Source organism: Mycobacterium kiyosense, assembly GCA_021654635.1.
Classification (GTDB): domain Bacteria; phylum Actinomycetota; class Actinomycetes; order Mycobacteriales; family Mycobacteriaceae; genus Mycobacterium; species Mycobacterium kiyosense.
Genome location: AP025179.1, coordinates 615,908 through 631,821 on the forward strand (window position 1 = coordinate 615,908; position 15,914 = coordinate 631,821).

16 protein-coding genes and 1 pseudogene are annotated in these 15,914 nt (G+C 67.2%); 13 read left to right on the forward strand and 4 right to left on the reverse strand.

Going from position 1 to position 15,914, the window contains the following annotated elements; all coding sequences use genetic code 11:
* Window positions 1-353 precede the first annotated feature (353 nt).
* The 3 genes from L6444_RS02865 to L6444_RS02875 all read left to right on the forward strand — a co-directional run bounded on the left by L6444_RS02865 (window position 354) and on the right by L6444_RS02875 (window position 2,866).
* On the forward strand, window positions 354-764 hold the full coding sequence (locus L6444_RS02865) for a hypothetical protein (protein ID WP_236984620.1): 411 nt from the start codon (window positions 354-356) through the stop codon (window positions 762-764).
* A 94-nt stretch (window positions 765-858) separates the two neighbouring features.
* Window positions 859-1,872 carry an NADP-dependent oxidoreductase gene (locus L6444_RS02870; protein WP_236980332.1) on the forward strand — a complete coding sequence of 338 codons (1,014 nt, stop codon included), beginning with the start codon at window positions 859-861 and terminating at the stop codon, window positions 1,870-1,872.
* Between the two features lie 112 nt (window positions 1,873-1,984).
* A complete protein-coding gene (locus L6444_RS02875) occupies window positions 1,985-2,866 on the forward strand; it encodes a glycoside hydrolase family 16 protein (protein WP_236980334.1) in 882 nt (293 codons plus the stop codon).
* Between the two features lie 17 nt (window positions 2,867-2,883).
* On the opposite strand, the gene L6444_RS02880 is transcribed toward L6444_RS02875, so the two are convergent.
* Window positions 2,884-3,114, reverse strand: a complete 231-nt coding sequence (locus tag L6444_RS02880; RefSeq protein WP_236980336.1) for a hypothetical protein — start codon at window positions 3,112-3,114, stop codon at window positions 2,884-2,886.
* A gap of 97 nt (window positions 3,115-3,211) precedes the next feature.
* Here L6444_RS02880 and L6444_RS02885 point away from each other — a divergent pair, with 97 nt between their 5' ends.
* The 3 genes from L6444_RS02885 to L6444_RS02895 are packed head-to-tail and all read left to right on the forward strand — an operon-like array spanning window position 3,212 to window position 5,691.
* Window positions 3,212-3,526 carry a hypothetical protein gene (locus L6444_RS02885; protein WP_236980338.1) on the forward strand — a complete coding sequence of 105 codons (315 nt, stop codon included), beginning with the start codon at window positions 3,212-3,214 and terminating at the stop codon, window positions 3,524-3,526.
* A 34-nt stretch (window positions 3,527-3,560) separates the two neighbouring features.
* Window positions 3,561-4,169: a muconolactone Delta-isomerase family protein gene (locus L6444_RS02890; RefSeq protein WP_370653140.1), complete on the forward strand. Its 609-nt coding sequence runs from the start codon at window positions 3,561-3,563 to the stop codon at window positions 4,167-4,169.
* 31 nt (window positions 4,170-4,200) lie between these two features.
* Window positions 4,201-5,691, forward strand: coding sequence for a bifunctional phosphatase PAP2/diacylglycerol kinase family protein (locus tag L6444_RS02895; RefSeq protein ID WP_236980348.1), 1,491 nt, complete (start codon window positions 4,201-4,203; stop codon window positions 5,689-5,691).
* On the opposite strand, the gene L6444_RS02900 is transcribed toward L6444_RS02895, so the two are convergent.
* Complete coding sequence (locus tag L6444_RS02900) at window positions 5,645-6,532, reverse strand: helix-turn-helix transcriptional regulator (protein WP_236980350.1); 888 nt, start codon at window positions 6,530-6,532, stop codon at window positions 5,645-5,647. The two genes, L6444_RS02895 and L6444_RS02900, sit on opposite strands and share 47 nt — an antisense overlap.
* A gap of 27 nt (window positions 6,533-6,559) precedes the next feature.
* Between L6444_RS02900 and L6444_RS02905 the strand changes: the two genes are divergently transcribed.
* The 4 genes from L6444_RS02905 to L6444_RS02920 all read left to right on the forward strand — a co-directional run bounded on the left by L6444_RS02905 (window position 6,560) and on the right by L6444_RS02920 (window position 8,715).
* Window positions 6,560-7,228 carry a class I SAM-dependent methyltransferase gene (locus tag L6444_RS02905; protein WP_236980351.1) on the forward strand — a complete coding sequence of 223 codons (669 nt, stop codon included), beginning with the start codon at window positions 6,560-6,562 and terminating at the stop codon, window positions 7,226-7,228.
* A 46-nt stretch (window positions 7,229-7,274) separates the two neighbouring features.
* Window positions 7,275-7,862, forward strand: a complete 588-nt coding sequence (locus tag L6444_RS02910; RefSeq protein WP_236984622.1) for a hypothetical protein — start codon at window positions 7,275-7,277, stop codon at window positions 7,860-7,862.
* A gap of 19 nt (window positions 7,863-7,881) precedes the next feature.
* Window positions 7,882-8,289, forward strand: a complete 408-nt coding sequence (locus L6444_RS02915; RefSeq protein ID WP_236980353.1) for a hypothetical protein — start codon at window positions 7,882-7,884, stop codon at window positions 8,287-8,289.
* A gap of 114 nt (window positions 8,290-8,403) precedes the next feature.
* Window positions 8,404-8,715, forward strand: coding sequence for a DUF732 domain-containing protein (locus L6444_RS02920; protein ID WP_236980355.1), 312 nt, complete (start codon window positions 8,404-8,406; stop codon window positions 8,713-8,715).
* A 99-nt stretch (window positions 8,716-8,814) separates the two neighbouring features.
* Here L6444_RS02920 and L6444_RS02925 read toward each other — a convergent pair whose 3' ends face one another.
* Together L6444_RS02925 and L6444_RS02930 are read right to left on the reverse strand one after the other, a co-directional pair.
* Window positions 8,815-11,406, reverse strand: a complete 2,592-nt coding sequence (locus tag L6444_RS02925; RefSeq protein WP_236980358.1) for a flavin-containing monooxygenase — start codon at window positions 11,404-11,406, stop codon at window positions 8,815-8,817.
* 119 nt (window positions 11,407-11,525) lie between these two features.
* The gene (locus L6444_RS02930) at window positions 11,526-12,128 is read right to left on the reverse strand and encodes a TetR/AcrR family transcriptional regulator (RefSeq protein ID WP_236980360.1); all 603 of its coding nucleotides are present in this window, start codon (window positions 12,126-12,128) and stop codon (window positions 11,526-11,528) included.
* A gap of 122 nt (window positions 12,129-12,250) precedes the next feature.
* On the opposite strand from L6444_RS02930, the gene L6444_RS02935 reads away from it, so the two are divergent.
* The 3 genes and pseudogenes from L6444_RS02935 to L6444_RS02945 all read left to right on the forward strand — a co-directional run bounded on the left by L6444_RS02935 (window position 12,251) and on the right by L6444_RS02945 (window position 15,911).
* The gene (locus L6444_RS02935) at window positions 12,251-13,417 is read left to right on the forward strand and encodes a spirocyclase AveC family protein (protein WP_236980362.1); all 1,167 of its coding nucleotides are present in this window, start codon (window positions 12,251-12,253) and stop codon (window positions 13,415-13,417) included.
* A gap of 1 nt (window position 13,418) precedes the next feature.
* On the forward strand, window positions 13,419-14,237 hold the full coding sequence (locus L6444_RS02940; protein ID WP_289624959.1) for a CbbQ/NirQ/NorQ/GpvN family protein: 819 nt from the start codon (window positions 13,419-13,421) through the stop codon (window positions 14,235-14,237).
* Window positions 14,234-15,911, forward strand: a pseudogene (locus L6444_RS02945) (nitric oxide reductase activation protein NorD). The gene L6444_RS02940 and the pseudogene L6444_RS02945 overlap by 4 nt, the downstream one beginning before the upstream one ends.
* Window positions 15,912-15,914 lie beyond the last annotated feature (3 nt).

Genomic DNA, 15,914 nt, shown 5'->3' on the forward strand with positions numbered 1-15,914 from the left:
CAACCGCCGCAGACGGTGACCAAACCGGCCCAGGCGCCGGCGAACCTGGCCCCCGCAGGCAACCCACCCGGCAGGCGCCCGCGCCCGTGCAGACACCCGCGCCGGCGGCCGCGCCGCAGCCGTCGGCACCGCCCGCCGCACCGGCTCCGCCCGCGCCGGCGCCCGCTCCGGCAGCCCCGCCCATGACGATGTACCTGCACTTGCCGTTCGTGTCGATCCCGATTCCGATCAACCCGCCCGCGCCGCCGGCACAGCCCCACCGCCCGCGCCGGGTCAGTGAGGGCACTTCGTGGCGGATCCACCCGGTCGAGCGCACACTGGCAGTAACGCTTTTTGAGTTGCTAGGAGGTCGCGTGAGCGGCAGTGGATCTTCAGGTGGCGGGTTCGGCTTCGACCCCGACGATTTCGACCGGGTGATCAGGGAAGGCACCGAGGGCCTGCGTGACGCGTTCGAACGGATCGGCCGGTTCGTCGGCGCGCCGGGCGCGCGGCCGGGCTGGTCGGCCATCTTCGAGGACCTCACCCGGCGACCTCGTCCGGAGCCCGAAACCACCGGCGAGGCCGGTGACGGCGTGAGGGCCATCTACACCGTCGACGCCGACGGCGGTGCCCGCGTCGAGCAGGTCTACGCCACCGAACTCGATGCGCTGCGGGCCAACAAGAACAACACCGACCCCAAACGCAAGGTGCGTTTTCTGCCGTACGGGATCGCGGTCAGCGTGCTCGACGACGTGACGGACGATTCAGCCGACACCCCCGAATAGCGTCATTGCGGCCGGCTGCGCGCTTCCGGGTCATCCTGCGGGTTCTACGCAGAGTTGCTCCCACAGACGTCACCCGGGCGAATAGGCTCGCCTGGTGCCCGAACTGCCGAATCGCCAAATCCTGTTGCGCCGCCGCCCTACTGGGCTCGTGCAGCCCGACGACACCGAGTTGGTCACCCGGCCGGCACCGCGGCCCGCGGCCGGGGAAGCGTTGCTGCGCACCACCTACGTGGGTCTGGACGCGGCTGTGCGGACCTGGCTCGATGACCAGCCCAGCTACCTGCCGCCGGTGCAGATAGGTGAGGTGATCCGAGCCGCCGGGATCGGTCAGGTCGTCGAATCCCATTGCGACGCTTACGCTGTCGGGGACATCGTCACCACGCTCACCGGGTTCCAGGAATACGTCATCATCCGGGACGACTTGTTCAGCACACCCATTCCGGGCGAGGACGACCAACTGGCGATCATGTCGGTGTACGGCCCGACGGGTGCCACCGCCTACTTCGGGATGACCGACATCGGCCGGCCGCAGGCCGGGGAGACGGTGGTGGTCTCGGCCGCGGCGGGCGCCACCGGATCGGTGGCCGGGCAGATCGCCAAGATCGCCGGGGCGCGGGTGGTCGGCATCGCCGGTGGGCCGCAGAAGTGCCGGGCTGTGGTGGAGGACTTCGGATTCGACGCGTGCATCGACTACAAGAACGACGACCTGGTGGCCGCGCTCAAGGAACATTGCCCGCGCCGCGTCGACGTCTACTTCGACAACGTGGGCGGACCGATCCTGGACGCGGTGCTCGGCCGGCTGGCCCAGAAGGCCCGGGTGGTGCTGTGCGGCGTGATCTCCAGCTACCTGACCGGCGAGCACCCGGGACCGGCCAACTACGTCAACCTGCTCTCCAAAACCGCACTCATGCAGGGATTCAACGCGCTCGACCAATGGGGCCGTTTCGACGAGGCGTTCGCCAACCTGCGCCAGTGGGAGAGCGAGGGGAGGCTCAAACACCGCCAGACCATCTACGACGGGATCGAGTCGTGCGTCGATGCCCTCAACGGACTGTTCACCGGCGCGAACATCGGCAAGACGCTGGTCAAGCTCAGCGATGCCGGCTGAGGTGCGTTCCGGCACAGGTCAGTAACTACCCGGCTGGCCTGACCTGCTGCTACATCGCGACGCACGGCCTATAGTCCGCGGCGCGCCAATTGGGCTGATATCGTCCCTTGCCATGCCACAGATGGACCGTCGCCAAATGATCATGATGGCGGGTTTCGGCGCACTGGCAGCCGCGATCCCGGCGCCGCTGGCGGGGGCCAGCCCGTCCCGACCGGCCGCGCCTTCCGGCCCAGCCCCAGTGCCGGCCGCCCCGGCCGCGGGCGCCGCGGGGTCGTTCCTATGGCATGACGAGTTCGACGGGCCGGCCGGCTCGGCGCCCGATCCGTCGAAGTGGGCGATCTCCAATTTCCGGACACCGATCCGCAATCCGGTCGACTTCGACCAACCGCAGTTCTGGGGCCAGTACCGGGACAGCCGCCAGAACGTCTTCCTGGACGGCAACTCAAACCTGGTGCTGCGCGCCACCCGGGATCACAGCGGCACCTTCGGCGGTCTGGTACACGGCCTGTGGCGTGGCGGTGTCGGGACCACCTGGGAAGCCCGGATCAAGTTCAACTGCCTCGGCCCCGGCATGTGGCCCGCGTGGTGGCTGTCCAACGACGACCCCGGCCGCAGTGGCGAAATCGACCTCATCGAGTGGTACGGCAACGGCACCTGGCCGTCGGGCACCACGGTGCACGCCAACCCGGACGGCACCGCGTTCGAGACCCACCCGATCGGCGTGGACGGTAACTGGCACAACTGGCGGGTCCGCTGGGACGTCACCGGGATGTACTTCTGGGTCGACTACGCCGACGGCGCAGCCCCGTACTTCTCGGTGCCGGCGACCGGGATCGAGAACCTGGACGAGCCGATCCGGGAGTGGCCGTTCAACGACCCCGACTACACCGTCTTCCCGGTCCTGAACCTGGCGGTCGGCGGGTCCGGCGGCGGTGACCCGGCCGCCGGCAGTTACCCGATGGACATGCTGGTCGACTGGGTGCGCGTCTTCTAGTTCGTCAGGTACGTCTTCTAGTTCGTCAGGTACAGATACCACAGACCGTCGGAACCCTGACGGCAGTCGAAGTGGGTGTAGGCGCCGTCGTTGTGCGTGATCTCGACGTGCGGTCCGTCCACCTGGCAGGCCGCCTGCGTCGCATAACTGCCTTCCACCTGCACTTCGTCGGCGTTGGCCAGGCCGACCGCGGTGGTCATCAACCCGCCGGCTGCCAAGAGTATGCCGGCGGCGACAACGGTTCTCATCGCTGATCTCCCCTCCCTGATCTTGCAGTGCTGAATAGCCCGCGGCGGCCGCGCCGAAACCCTGGGCATCAGTCATGCTCGAACATATGATCGATCAATGGGACGGCTGGCGTCGATCGGTTACAACGGACAACCGCTACGCGGCCCGTTCCGCGTGGTTCGTCCGCCGGTCCCGGTTCTGGTCGACCTGACGGTGCTGTTCCCGCGTGAGCCACACCGCTCGGGCCGCTACCACCCCAACGGACTGCAGCTGCACAAGGTGGTCGAGGGCACACTGAGCTGCTGGGGCATCTGCGAGCAGGGCGACTGGTGGGGGCTGGTGACCTATCCGGTGGAGTTCGGGGCCAGGCGGAAGTCCGTCACCCACTGGGTGCCGGCCTGGACGTTGCGCCGCAAAGCCGATCCGCCGTGAATCGGCATACAGTCGTCTCGTGCCCCACGAGGCCATGACGGAGTTTCTGGTCACGACGACGGTCCACGTGCCCGACGGCACCGCCCCGCAGCAGGTCGCCGAGTTGCGGGCGCGCCAGGCCGCGACCGCACACCGGCTCGCGACGGACGGACATCTGCTGCGGTTGTGGCGCCCACCCGGTCAATGGCGCACGATCGCGTTGTGCTGCGCCGAGGGTGAGGATCAGCTCGAGCGGTTGCTGTCCGCGATGCCGCTGCGGATCTGGGGGACCGACGAGATCACCGCGCTGGGCGTCCAGCCCGACGATCCGGCCGTTACGGGCGTGGTCGGACGGCCGGGCAAGGGCCCGGAATTTCTGGTCACGACGACGGTCACGGTGCCCTCGGACACCCCGGCATCCGCCGTGGAGCACGAGTACGCCCGGGCGCCCGGCCGGGCGCGCGAGCTGGCCGAGCGGGGACATCTGGTGCGGCAGTGGGCCCTTCCCGTGGGGCCGGACGGTCCCCGGACGCTCGGTCTGTGGCGGGCGCGCGACCCCGGCGAGCTGATGGCCATCCTCGAATCGCTACCTCTGTCGGGCTGGATGACGATCGAAACGACGCCGCTGAGCCCCCATCCCGACGACCCGATCCGGCTGCGCTGACCGCCGCGGGCCGCCGGTTAAGGTTGGGCTGATGAACCGGCGGCCCGTGCGACCACTGCGCAGCATCAGACAGATCACCCGCGGGCTGGGTGCCCTCGACCGCGAGTTGTTCGAGGTGGTCGCCGAGTCGCCCACCCCGCTGCTCGACAAGGTGATGCCCCCGTTGACCCGGGCGGCCGACCACTCCAAGCTGTGGTTCGGCATCGCCGCGGTGCTGCTGGCGTCGGGTAAGCACTCCGCGCAGCGGGGCGCCGTCCGCGGTGTGCTGTCGCTCGGCGTCACCAGCTTGTTCGCCAATCAGGTCGCCAAGCGGATCCGCACTCGCCAGCGTCCGCTCTACGACTCGGTGCCGCTGGTCCGGCGGGCCCGCCGCCGGCCCACCTCCAACTCGCTGCCGTCCGGGCACTCGGCCAGCGCCGCCGCGTTCGCGATCGGGGTGGGGCTGGAGAACCCGCCACTGGGGTTCGGGCTGTCGCTGCTGGCCGCTCTGGTCGGGATATCGCGGGTGGCAACCGGTGCGCACTATCCGGGCGACGTGTTGGCCGGGTTCAGCATCGGCGCCGGCATCGCCGTGCTGGGTGGCCGCTTGGTGCCGCCGATCGTGGAGACCTCGCTGCCCAAAACCGAACCGCTTCGGGTGGATACGCCGCAGCGGCCCGACGGTTCGGGTGTGGTCCTGGTGGTGAACCCGGCGTCGGGCAGCGGCACCGGGGCCCGGGTCATCGAGCAGGTGCGGGCCGAGTTGCCGGCGGCCGAGATCGTGGAATTGCAGGCCAGTGACGACGCGACCGAGGTGCTGCGCCGGGCCGCGGAGCGCGCCGAAGTACTCGGGGTCGGCGGCGGCGACGGCACCGTGTCCGCGGCGGCCGCGGTCGCCGTCGAGGCGGGCCTGCCGCTGGCCGTCTTTCCCGCCGGCACGTTCAACCACTTCGCCAAGGACCTCGGTTGCGACACCGTGGCCAAGACGGTGCAGGCGATCCGGCGCGGCAGTGTGGCGTGCGTGGACCTGTTGTGCCTCAACGACAGTCAGATGGTGGTCAACACCGCGAGCATCGGTGCGTACCCGGCGTTCGTGCGGCGCCGGGAGAAGCTGGAGAAGCGCATCGGCAAGCCGCTGGCCGGGTTCTACGCGATGCTGCGCACGCTGCGCAACGAGCGGCCGGTCCGCATCCGCTACGACAACAAGACGCTGCAGACGTCGTTGTTCTTCGTGGGCAATTCCCTTTATCTGCCAACGGGATTCGCGCCGGCTCGGCGCACCCGGATGGACGACGGCCTGATCGACGTGCGGATCCTGGAAACGGGCCGTCGGCTGGCGCGAACCAGGATCATCGCCGCGCTGGCATTCGGGCGGCTGCTGCGCAGCCCGCTCTACCACGAGATGCAGGTGCCGGAGTTCAGCTTCACCGCGGTGGACGGTCCCACCGTCATAGCCCACGACGGGGAGGTGGGCGAGGAGTACACCGAGGCCACCTTTATGTCGAAGTATCGGGTGCTACCGGTGTTTCGGCCGCTGCGTTGAGCGTTGAGCCGCAAGGGAACTCGCTTCCGTGCCGACGGTACGCCGACGGCGGCCGGCCCCAGGCGCCCCGGAAGGCGCGGGTGAACGAGCTGGCGCTGTCGAACCCGACCCGGGTTGCGACCTGCAGCACGCTCAACTCGGGATCGGCGAGCAGCGCGGCGGCTCGCATCAGGCGTGCTTGCCGGGTGTAGTCGCGCCAGGTCATGCCCAGCTCGCGGCTGCACAACCGGCGCAACGAGCGGGGGGACATGCCGGCCTGCCGGGCCGCCTCCTCGATGGTGATGTCGGACAACGCATTACGCGTGTGTCTGAGTGCCGCGCCAAGTTGCGGGTGCGCGGTGGTGGGCAGGCTGAACGGGCTGCGCGTTTCCAGCAGTTCGGTGAGAAGTTCGGCGAAGCAGTGGAAGTATGCATCGGCGAGGGCGTCCGACGACTCGCGGTCGATGGGCCAGCGGCAGGCGTAGAGGATCATCTGCCGGAGCAGCGGCGACACCGCCACGATTCCGGCGGCCGGACGGACGGGGTGCATCAGCGTCGGGTGCAGGAATATCGACACCGAGCGCACCTCGGTGTCGATGGTGCTGACGTGCCCGAGGCCGGCGGGGATCCACGCGGCCTGCCGGTCGGACATGAGGTAGGTGCCTGCGTCGGTCTCGACCTCGAGCATGCCCGCCACGACGTACTCCAACTGGTGCAGGTCGTGGGCGTGCCGTGTGAACGTGATCGGTCGTCCTACGTAGACGAACGCGCCCGCGGCCGGGCGACCACTCGGGCGCATGTCGACGAGCGCCGTGCTGTCCGCTGAGGACAACGATATGGCCATTCGTGCAGAGAAAGTCATGGTGGTGCGATGGTACGACTGGTAGTCATGTCCACACCGTCGTTCACTCCGGCCGCGGGTAATCCGAAGTACACCAAGTACTACGACACGGTCGTCGCACTGCTGACCCGCGAGCAGCGGTGGCGTTCGGCCGCCATCCGGCACCTCGCCCTCAAGCCCGGTCACATCGTCATCGATATCGGTTGTGGCACAGGGTCATTGGCGATCTTGTTGAAGCGGCATCAGCCCGGTGCGCGGGTGATCGGAGTGGACCCCGACCCCGAAGTGCTCGCCATGGCCCGCGAGAAGGTGCGCAAAGCCGGCGTCGAGGTGGAATTCCTGCAGGGCATGGGCGACAAGGCGGCCGAACTCGTCGGCCCCGGCAGCGCCGACAAAGCGGTGTCCAGCCTGGTGTCGCACCAATGCCCGGTGCCCATGAAGGAGGCGATCATCGCCAGCATGTTCGCGGTGTTGCGGCCCGGCGGTGACCTGGTGATCGCCGACTACGGACTGCAGCGCAGCGCCCTGATGCGGTTCGGATTCCGGTTCGTGCAACATGTCGACGGCAAGGCCGACACCCAACCCAACGCCGACGGCATCCTGCCGGAACTGATCGCACAGGCGGGCTTCGTCGACGTCGCCGAACAGGCGGTGATTCCCACGGTGACCGGGTCCTTCTCGATCTACCATGCGCGGCGGCCCGATCAGCCGGCATGATCTAGCCATCCGGTGCCGCCCCGTCGATAATCGGCAAATGTTCTCGATGCCGAGAAGTGGTGTTCGCGGGGTGGGCGCCGCACTGGGGGGAATTGTCGTCGCGGTGTGCCTGGCCGGTCCGGCCGGCGCCGATTATCAGGCGCTCCCGGTGTTCGTGCCGCACCCGTCGGACTGGCAGCCCAACTACACCGTCTTCCCGTACAACCTGTGGCAGAGCCGAGTGACCCCCGAGCAGGTGACCGCCGAGCAGGAGTCCTGCCAGTGGTTCAACGCCCAGTACGGTCAGTTGATGGATCAGGTGGTCGGGTTCCAGCACTTCCTCGGCGACCAGCACGACGTGTGGTCGGCACCCGGCGTGCAGTCCGCCGGTGACGTGGTGATCGCCAACCTCGACCAGTCGGCGGCGTTCCTGGATCCGCGCGCCCACACCCTGTACATCGTCAATTACCCGGACCAGAGCCAGTATTCGCCGCTGTACAACGGCGACTCGTTCTACCACCTCTGGTATCAGCTAACTCAGATCAGCGACAAGATGAAACAGCAGATGGTGTCCGGGGTGATCAACGCCCCCATCGCGCGGGGCAGCGTATACGGCAACACGATTCGGGATTCCGGGGTGTGCGACGGGGCATGAGGTCTGGGAAAGGAGTGCCATGACACGGTGCCGCAAGAAGGTCGCCCTGATGGTTCCGGTGCTGGCGTGGGGTGCGACCCTGGCCGCATCCGCGGCGCACGCCGCGGGGAACTGCACAGTCGCGGGCCCGCAACTGCAAATGCACCAGTCCACCGGCTACGACGTCACAGTCGACGCCAACGGGGCGGCGCTGGGTCCGACGGCGGTGGTGAGCACCGCGGAACAAACCTCGCCGGGCAGTATCACCGGGGGCATCGAGGGCCGCACCGTCGACTTCGTCGTCACCTTTGCCGGCACCAAGGCCTACGTGCACTTCACCGGAACGGTCAGCAACGACGGCACCGCACACGGGACATCGAGTGGCACTGCGGTTCCGCTCAAACTCGATGCCGGCTCCTGGGATTCCACGACTCGGTTCACTTGTTAGCCAGATTGACGATTGCGCTACTCAAACCAGCGAAAATGCGCAAAGATCGTCCTAGCTGAACGCAGTCGGGGTGCGAGTCAAGCTCAGTGGAATGTCTCGTGAAAGGAACCGTCCATGAAATCGCTGCTGCGAATCGCCGCGCCCGGGCTGGCCGCCCTGGCTACCGCCGCCGTCGTGTCGGCCCCGGCCGCTTCGGCGGACCCCAACAGTTTCCTGGACGAGCTGCAGACCAACAACGTGCACCTGCCAGGCAAGACGCCGGCCCAGACGGTCGCCGCGGGCAACCAGGCGTGCAGCGACCTGCGCGGCGGGGCCTCCGTGCTCGACGAGATGAGCAAAGTCGAAAAGCAGTACGGCTTCAACCAGGGCACCCTGTTCGTCAGCGCCGCGACGACCAACCTGTGCCCGGACTTCGCCAACCACTGACCGCCCGGGCTCGGGCCCGCGGTACAGCTCAGCTACGAGTGTGTGCGCAACAGGTGAGCGCCGGCCGTTGCTGCGACGCAACGGCCACGGATCCGCCGGCTACGCGGATTCGGCGACGTGGGCCGGGAAGAACCCGTGCAGCGCGGCGGCCAGCGCAGCGCGTATCGGCGCTCCGGAGACCACCACGTCGACCATCGTCAACGACAGGTGGGTGTGCCCGCGCGCCTGAATCAGCTGTGTGGAAACCCCAGCCGCGGCAAGGGCTTCGGCGTAGGCGATGCCCTCGTCGCGCAGCGGGTCGAATTCTGCGACCACCACGATCGCCGGCGGCAGGCCGGACAGGTCCGCGGCGCGCAGCGGCGCGATCCGCGGGTCGTCCCGGACCTCGGGTTCGGCGTAGTAGTCCAAGAACCACTTCATCAGCCCAGCGGTGAGAACGTATCCCTCACCGTTCTCGATATAGGAGCCGCGGGTCTGGTCGGTGTCGGTGACGGGAGTGAGCAATGCCTGTCCGACGATGCTCGGGCCGCCGGCATCCCGGGCGAGTTGGCAGACCGCGGCCGCGATCCCACCGCCGGCGCTCCATCCGCACACGGCCAGCTGACCCGGGATGCCGCCGAGTTCCGCGGCGTGGTCGGCCACCCACCGCGTCGCCGCCCAGCCGTCCTCGAACGCGGCGGGGAAACGATGCTCCGGGGCGTGCCGGTAGTCGACCGAGACCACCAGCGCGTCGCTGCGCACGCACAGATCCCGGCACAGCGGATCGTCGGAGGTCGCGTCGCCCAGCACCCAACCGCCGCCGTGGAAGTAGACAACGACGGGATGCGGCCCCGGGCTGGCCGGCCGGTACAGGCGGTAAGCCAGGATGCCGCCGGCGCCGGGTAGGGTGCCGTCGACGATCTCACCCACCTGCGGGCCGGGCGGGCGCGCCTGGTTCAACTCGTCCATGACTGCCCGCGTCTGTTCGGCGGGCATCGACTCGAGCGGAGGCATGCCCAGCAGCGCCATCTGGTCGAGCACCATCTGGACATCGGGCTGCAGCCGGCGCACCACGCCGTCGTTGCACTGCGCACCGTCGCGACCGGACAGCCGGAAGCCCAGATAGTCCCGGGCCACCACCTCATCACAGGCCACCCGGTAGAAGTCGACGCCGGCGGCGTAGGCCATGAACGTCCGCGGCTTGCCGGGCACGTTGGCGCCGACGTACCACGAGTTCGCTTGCGGGAAAAGCGTTATCGCTGCGGCGTCGTCAGAATGCTGCATCCAGCCGGCCTCGGCGAGCGGGGTGGGTTCGATCCGGTCGAAGCCATGGTCGCGAAGGTACGTCAGGGCGTCGGCGACGAAGTCGACGTGCTGCTCGATCGAGACCGCCATGTTCGACAGCACCGACGGGCTGTTGGGTCCGGCGATGAGGAACATGTTGGGGAAACCCTCGGTGGTCAGGCCCAGATAGGTGGTGGGGCCCTGTGCCCACTTGTCTTTCAGCGCGATTCCGTCGCGTCCGACGATGTCGATCTTCGCCACGGCGCCGGTGATGGCGTCGAACCCGGTGGCGAACACGATCGCCTCGAAGTCGAAAGACCTCGTAGCCGTGTCGATTCCGGATTCGGTGACGCCCACCAAGGGGTCTTCCCGCAGGTCGACCAGCTGCACGTGCGGCAGATTGAACGTGTCGTAGTAGCCGGTGTCCAGGCACAGCCGCTTGGCGCCGACCGGATAACTGTTGGGGCACAGTGCTTCCGCTGTCTGCGGATCGTGCACGATGCCGCGGATCTTGGCTCGGATGAACTCGGCGAACTCGTTGTTGGCTTCCGGATTGCTCATGCTGTCGCTGTACAGGTTGAGCACCTCCAGCAGTTCGCCGCGCTGCCAGGCGCGTTCGTAGCGCTCTTGGCGCTCCTCGGCGGGCACCGCGATAGACGGCGTGATGGTGCGTTCCAGCGGCACCCCGCCGAAGGAGTATCTGGCCGCCTGCCGGTAGGCGGCCTCGTCGGCCAGCTGGGCGAGCTTTTCGGGGTCGACAGGCCCGTTGTGGGCGGGGATCGAAAAGCAGGGTGTGCGCTGGAAGACGGTCAGCTGGGCGGCCTGCGCGGCGATCAGGGGGATGGACTGGATGCCGGAGGACCCGGTGCCGACCACTCCGACGCGCTTGCCGGTGAAGTCGACGGGCTGGTGCGGCCACCGGCTGGTGAAATACACCTCGCCGGTGAAGTTCTCGACGCCGTCGATGTCGAGTTCCTTGGGCACCGAGAGGCAGCCGGTCGCCACGACGAGGTACCGGCAGCTGATGTCCTCGCCCCGGTCGGTGCGGACGCGGTAGGTGCCGGAGTCGTCGTCCCAGTGCGCCTGCGTAACTCGGGTGTTGAACTGCATGTCGCGGCGAAGGTCGTGCTTGTCGGCGACATGGTTCAGGTACCGCAGGATCTCGGGCTGGGTGGCGTATTTTTCCGACCATTGCCAGTCCCGCGCCCAGTCCGGGTCGAAGCTGAACATGTAGTCGACGCTGGGGATGTCGACGCGGGCGCCCGGATAGCGGTTCCAGTACCACGTGCCGCCGATGTCGTCGCCGGCTTCGAAGATCCGCATCGAATGACCGGCTTGCCGCAGGCGATAGGCGCTGTAGAGGCCCGCGAATCCTGCGCCGACGACCACGACGTCTACATCCACCCCGATGTGGCGTGCATCACTCATGCGCTAATCATTGGCCTTTTGCGACAAATTTGGTAGGGCGATCTGCGCGGCACTTCGCACCGCAGCACGGGTGTGTCGGTGAACGGTCCCGGCCTTGCGTGCCTCGTTTGTGGGTGGTTCTAGGGCATCTTGATCATCGACACGTACATCGCGACCGTGGGGCGATACATGTCGACGTGGTTGAGTTGGCTGCTCATTTCGATGGCGTCGGTGGTCGCGATGAGGATGTGCGCGAATGTCTGCGCAGGGATCAGCAGCGTCCCGCCGAGCCGGTCGATCCCCAGCACGATGAACTTCGCGAGCGACTCGACCACCTGTGCCCGCTTAGCCTCCACCCGAGCCTGCGCGTCGGGATTGCGCAACAGGTAGAGGCTGAATTCCAGACCCAGGGCGGCGTGCTCGGCGCCGCGCTCGCGACTCAGCTGCTGCCAGCGGTCGGCGATCTCGTCGAGTTCCTGCGGGCCGATCTTTTCCGCGGCGGACATCACTTGGGCGAAGTTGTCGAAATAGCGCCGCCAGTATCGGTCGCTGGTCGCCAGAAAAAGGTCTTCCTTGGTCGAGAAGTACTTGTAGACAGCGCCTTTGGAGTAGCCAGCGGCCTTGGCGATGTCGTCGATGGTGGCCGCGATGAAGCCTTTTTCGGCGAAGACCGCCTCGGCGGCATCGAGCAGCAACGAGCGGGTGCGCTCCAGCCGTCGCTCTCGGGTCCAAGCCTCGACCATGCCAGGATCTTGCCACAGTCAGAAAATGACCTATTGGTCAGCTAGTGACTGACTGGTATCTTTTCGGACGGGTGGACACCACAGGGGGTGCCGGCCACGAGTTCGTGAGGGGAGCGGATGGCATGAGCGATCTGTCTCAGAAGAAGAAACTCGCAGTCACCGAGAAACTTGGCAGCGCGGCGGCACTGGCCGTAGGGCCACGGCCGAAAATCCCGCCGGTGCGCATCTGGGCCGCGGTCGGTGGCGCCATCCTGGCCTTTCAGCTGTATGTGTGGATCCGCTGGATCACCGGCCCCAATTTCGAGCGGGTCCCCGCCGGGGCGTCCGAACCGCCCACCTTCATGAAGGTGATCCTGGTGACCTGGACCGGCGTCATCGTCGTCGGCTATCCGCTGGCCATCTACTACTTCATCGTCCGGCCCTGGCGCCGGGAACGCCGAATCACGTTGGACGGCATGCTTTTCGCCTCGTGCGGGCTGTTGTTCTTCCAAGACCCGCTGTTGAACTACTTCAATACCTGGAGCACCTACAACACGTGGATGTGGAACCGCGGATCCTGGGTGCAGGACATCCCGGGCTGGGTGTCGTTCGGGAAACCGGGCGCGATGATGGCCGAACCGTTCCTGATGAACGCGCCGGGATACTCGTTCGTGCTGTTGTGCACGATGCTCGGCTGCTGGATCATGCGCAAAGCCAAACAGCGCTGGCCCAACATCAACACGATCGGCTTGATCGGCGTGGTGATGGTGTGGACGTTCTTCTTCGATCTCGTCATCGAGGGCCTGTTCCTGATGCCGATGGGCCTGTTCACCTATCCCGGTGCCATTCAAGCGCTTTCGATCAACGCAGGCACCTACTACCAGTGGCCGATCTACGAGGGCCTGATGTGGGGTGGCGTGCAGGCCGGGCTGTGCTGCCTGCGCTACTTCACCGACGACCGCGGGCGCACGTTCGTGGAACGGGGACTGGACAACGTCCGCGGCGGCCAGGCGACTCAGCAGTTCACCCGGTTCCTGGCCATCTTCGCCGCCTGTAGCGCGTTCTTCTTCGTGCTCTACAACATTCCCGCGCAATGGTTCGCCATGCACCAAGACCCTTGGCCCCAAGACGTTTTGAAGCGCTCGTACTTCTTGATGGGTATCTGCGGTGCAGACACCGACCGGCCCTGCCCGGATCCCGCCCTGCCGATGCCACTACGAAACTCCGGCTACATCAACAAGGACGGTCAGCTGGTGCTGCCCAACGGTGTTCAGCTCCCGAAATCCATTCCGGTCGAACGGGGTAAGTAGCTTGCCGAACAACCTCTCCGCTGCGGTCCGCTCGCTGTCGGACGCACCGTTCTACCGTGCGGTTGCCGACGAAGTCGAGGTCTTTCAGGCGGCGGCGCGGCGTGGCTTGCCGGTGCTGCTGAAGGGCCCCACCGGATGCGGCAAGACCCGCTTCGTCGAGGCGATGGCCCACCAGCTGGGCCGAGAGCTGATCACGGTCGCCGGCCACGAAGACATGACATCGGCCGACCTGGTGGGCCGATTCCTGCTCAAAGGCGGTGAAACCGTCTGGGTGGACGGCCCTTTGACCCGGGCAGTACGCAGTGGTGCCATCTGCTATCTCGACGAGATCGTGGAAGCCCGCCAGGACACCACGGTGGTAATCCACCCGCTCGCCGACCATCGCCGCGAGTTGCCGGTCGACCGGCTGGGCACGACACTGACCGCCGCGCCGGGGTTCCAGCTGGTCATCTCCTACAATCCGGGCTATCAGAGCGTGTTGAAGAACATCAAAGAATCGACCCGCCAACGATTTATCGCTATCGAGCTGGACTTCCCACCGGCCGAGGTGGAGACCGAAGTGGTGGCCCACGAGGCGGGAATCGAGATGGGCACCGCACGCGCTCTGGTAAGGCTCGGCACCGCCATCCGGGGCCTGGACAACTCGCCGCTACGTGAGGTGTCCTCGACGCGGATGCTCATCCTGGCCGGCGGTCTCGTTGCGGAAGGGCTCAGTCTGCGGAGCGCCGTGCGCTCGGCGGTGGTGCAGGTCCTCACCGACGACCTGGACCTCGGCCGCGCCCTCGACGAACTCGTCGACGCGGTGCTACCGCAGGCGTGAGCGACACCCCGTCGGATGGCGCGGGCCGATTCCGGCTCCTGGCCTCCTACCTTGCGGGCAGATGTATTCAGGTCGCTGAGACAACGGGTCAGCCGGCATATACGGATGGGCACGTCATTTTCGTGTCGGCGGCTGCGTCGCCGTCCGAGCAGCGGCTCGAGGTCCTGGTGCAGGGTGCTCTGCTGGGGGCGGGCAGCCTGGACCCGCAGTGGGTCAAGGGCCTGCGGGCGCGGCCGGGATTGGCGCTGCGCTACCTGGCGCTGGAGGGTCGGCGGGTGCTGGACGAGTTGGCTTGCGCCGTCACGATCGAAGCGGCGCTGGACGTGCCGCCGACCACCTCGACAAGTGCCGAGTCGCTCGAAACAGCCAGGGGGTCGCGGCAAAATCCCAGATCCGCCCCGCTGGTTTGGGGTGATCAAGCCGGCCCAACTGATGGGGGCGGCCGTCGGACCCGGCGTGCGGGCGAGTGATCACGAACTGCGATTGGAGTTCGACCTCACCGATGTCCCGGAGGCCCCCGAAGACACCGACGACGCACCGTCGGAACAGAGCAAGATTCTCAAGCTGTTCGACAACCCGCTGTTCAAGTCGCAGGCGCTGTCGGACTATATGCGCAAGCTGCTGGGCAATTCGCGGACACCGGGTAACGACGCACCCGGCGGCGGCCTGCAAGTGCGCGCGACGCGGCGCGCGCGTGCGGTCGGGCCGACGGCGAGGCCCCTGCCGACGCGCATTCGATTCACCGAGGATGAGAAGCCCGGCGCCGCAATCGGAGTCGGTGGGGCGCTGTACCCGGAATGGGACGTCTTCGAGAACAGGTACCGCCCGGACTGGTGTCGTGTCCTGGATTTTCCGCTCACGTTGGCGGCTGACGTGTCCGGTGCGGGCGTCGACCGCGACGACGTGTTACGCCGGCGACTATCCCGAGTCGGGTTGGGCCCCAAAGTCTTGCGTGGCCGCGCCGACGGCGACGATCTCGATATCGAAGCTCTGATCGACCTGTTCGTCGATCTGCGCTCCGGCTACTCACCCCCCGAACACGTCTACCTCGAACGCCGCAAACTCGCCCGCAATCTCGGCGTCCTGATTCTGCTGGACGCCTCCGGTTCGGCCACCGACACCGATCCGGCGGGTCTGGCAGTGCACGAACACCAACGCAAAGCGGCCGCCACCCTGGCCGCCACGTTGGAGGAACTCGGCGACCGGGTCGCCGTGTACGCCTTTCGCTCGCAGGGGCGTCACGCAGTGCAGCTGCCGGTGATCAAGCCGTTCGATCAGCGCTTCGCAGCGATGGGCCGGGCCCGCCTCAACCAGATCGAGCCGTCGGGCTATACCCGGCTGGGTGCGGCCATCCGGGGTGCGGGAGAAATCCTCAAGGCCGAGGCCGGTACGCCGAACCGGCTGTTGCTGGTGCTGTCCGACGGTTATCCCTACGACGACGGGTACGAAGGACGATACGCAGAAGCCGACGCGCACAAGGCACTTGCGGAACTTCGGCTCGACGGTGTTGCCTGCCTGTGCCTTTCGATCGGTGCCGACACCCGCGCCGAGTCGCTGGAGCGGGTCTTCGGATCCGCCAGCCACGCCAGTGCCGCGACCCTGGCGCAACTGAGCCCTCGGATGGACGAACTGTTCCTGTCGTCACTGCGGGAGCTGGCGGCGCCGAAACCCTAGGAG

Excerpts from the sequence above, each read along its gene's own strand:
- L6444_RS02875 (WP_236980334.1), top strand. The coding sequence starts at position 1,985 with ATGCCACAGATGGACCGTCGCCAAATGATCATGATGGCGGGTTTCGGC.
- L6444_RS02880 (WP_236980336.1), bottom strand. The coding sequence starts at position 3,114 with ATGAGAACCGTTGTCGCCGCCGGCATACTCTTGGCAGCCGGCGGGTTG.
- L6444_RS02885 (WP_236980338.1), top strand. The coding sequence starts at position 3,212 with ATGGGACGGCTGGCGTCGATCGGTTACAACGGACAACCGCTACGCGGC.
- L6444_RS02890 (WP_370653140.1), top strand. The coding sequence starts at position 3,561 with ATGACGGAGTTTCTGGTCACGACGACGGTCCACGTGCCCGACGGCACC.
- L6444_RS02895 (WP_236980348.1), top strand. The coding sequence starts at position 4,201 with ATGAACCGGCGGCCCGTGCGACCACTGCGCAGCATCAGACAGATCACC.
- L6444_RS02900 (WP_236980350.1), bottom strand. The coding sequence starts at position 6,532 with ATGACTTTCTCTGCACGAATGGCCATATCGTTGTCCTCAGCGGACAGC.
- L6444_RS02905 (WP_236980351.1), top strand. The coding sequence starts at position 6,560 with ATGTCCACACCGTCGTTCACTCCGGCCGCGGGTAATCCGAAGTACACC.
- L6444_RS02910 (WP_236984622.1), top strand. The coding sequence starts at position 7,275 with ATGCCGAGAAGTGGTGTTCGCGGGGTGGGCGCCGCACTGGGGGGAATT.
- L6444_RS02915 (WP_236980353.1), top strand. The coding sequence starts at position 7,882 with ATGACACGGTGCCGCAAGAAGGTCGCCCTGATGGTTCCGGTGCTGGCG.
- L6444_RS02920 (WP_236980355.1), top strand. The coding sequence starts at position 8,404 with ATGAAATCGCTGCTGCGAATCGCCGCGCCCGGGCTGGCCGCCCTGGCT.
- L6444_RS02925 (WP_236980358.1), bottom strand. The coding sequence starts at position 11,406 with ATGAGTGATGCACGCCACATCGGGGTGGATGTAGACGTCGTGGTCGTC.
- L6444_RS02930 (WP_236980360.1), bottom strand. The coding sequence starts at position 12,128 with ATGGTCGAGGCTTGGACCCGAGAGCGACGGCTGGAGCGCACCCGCTCG.
- L6444_RS02935 (WP_236980362.1), top strand. The coding sequence starts at position 12,251 with ATGAGCGATCTGTCTCAGAAGAAGAAACTCGCAGTCACCGAGAAACTT.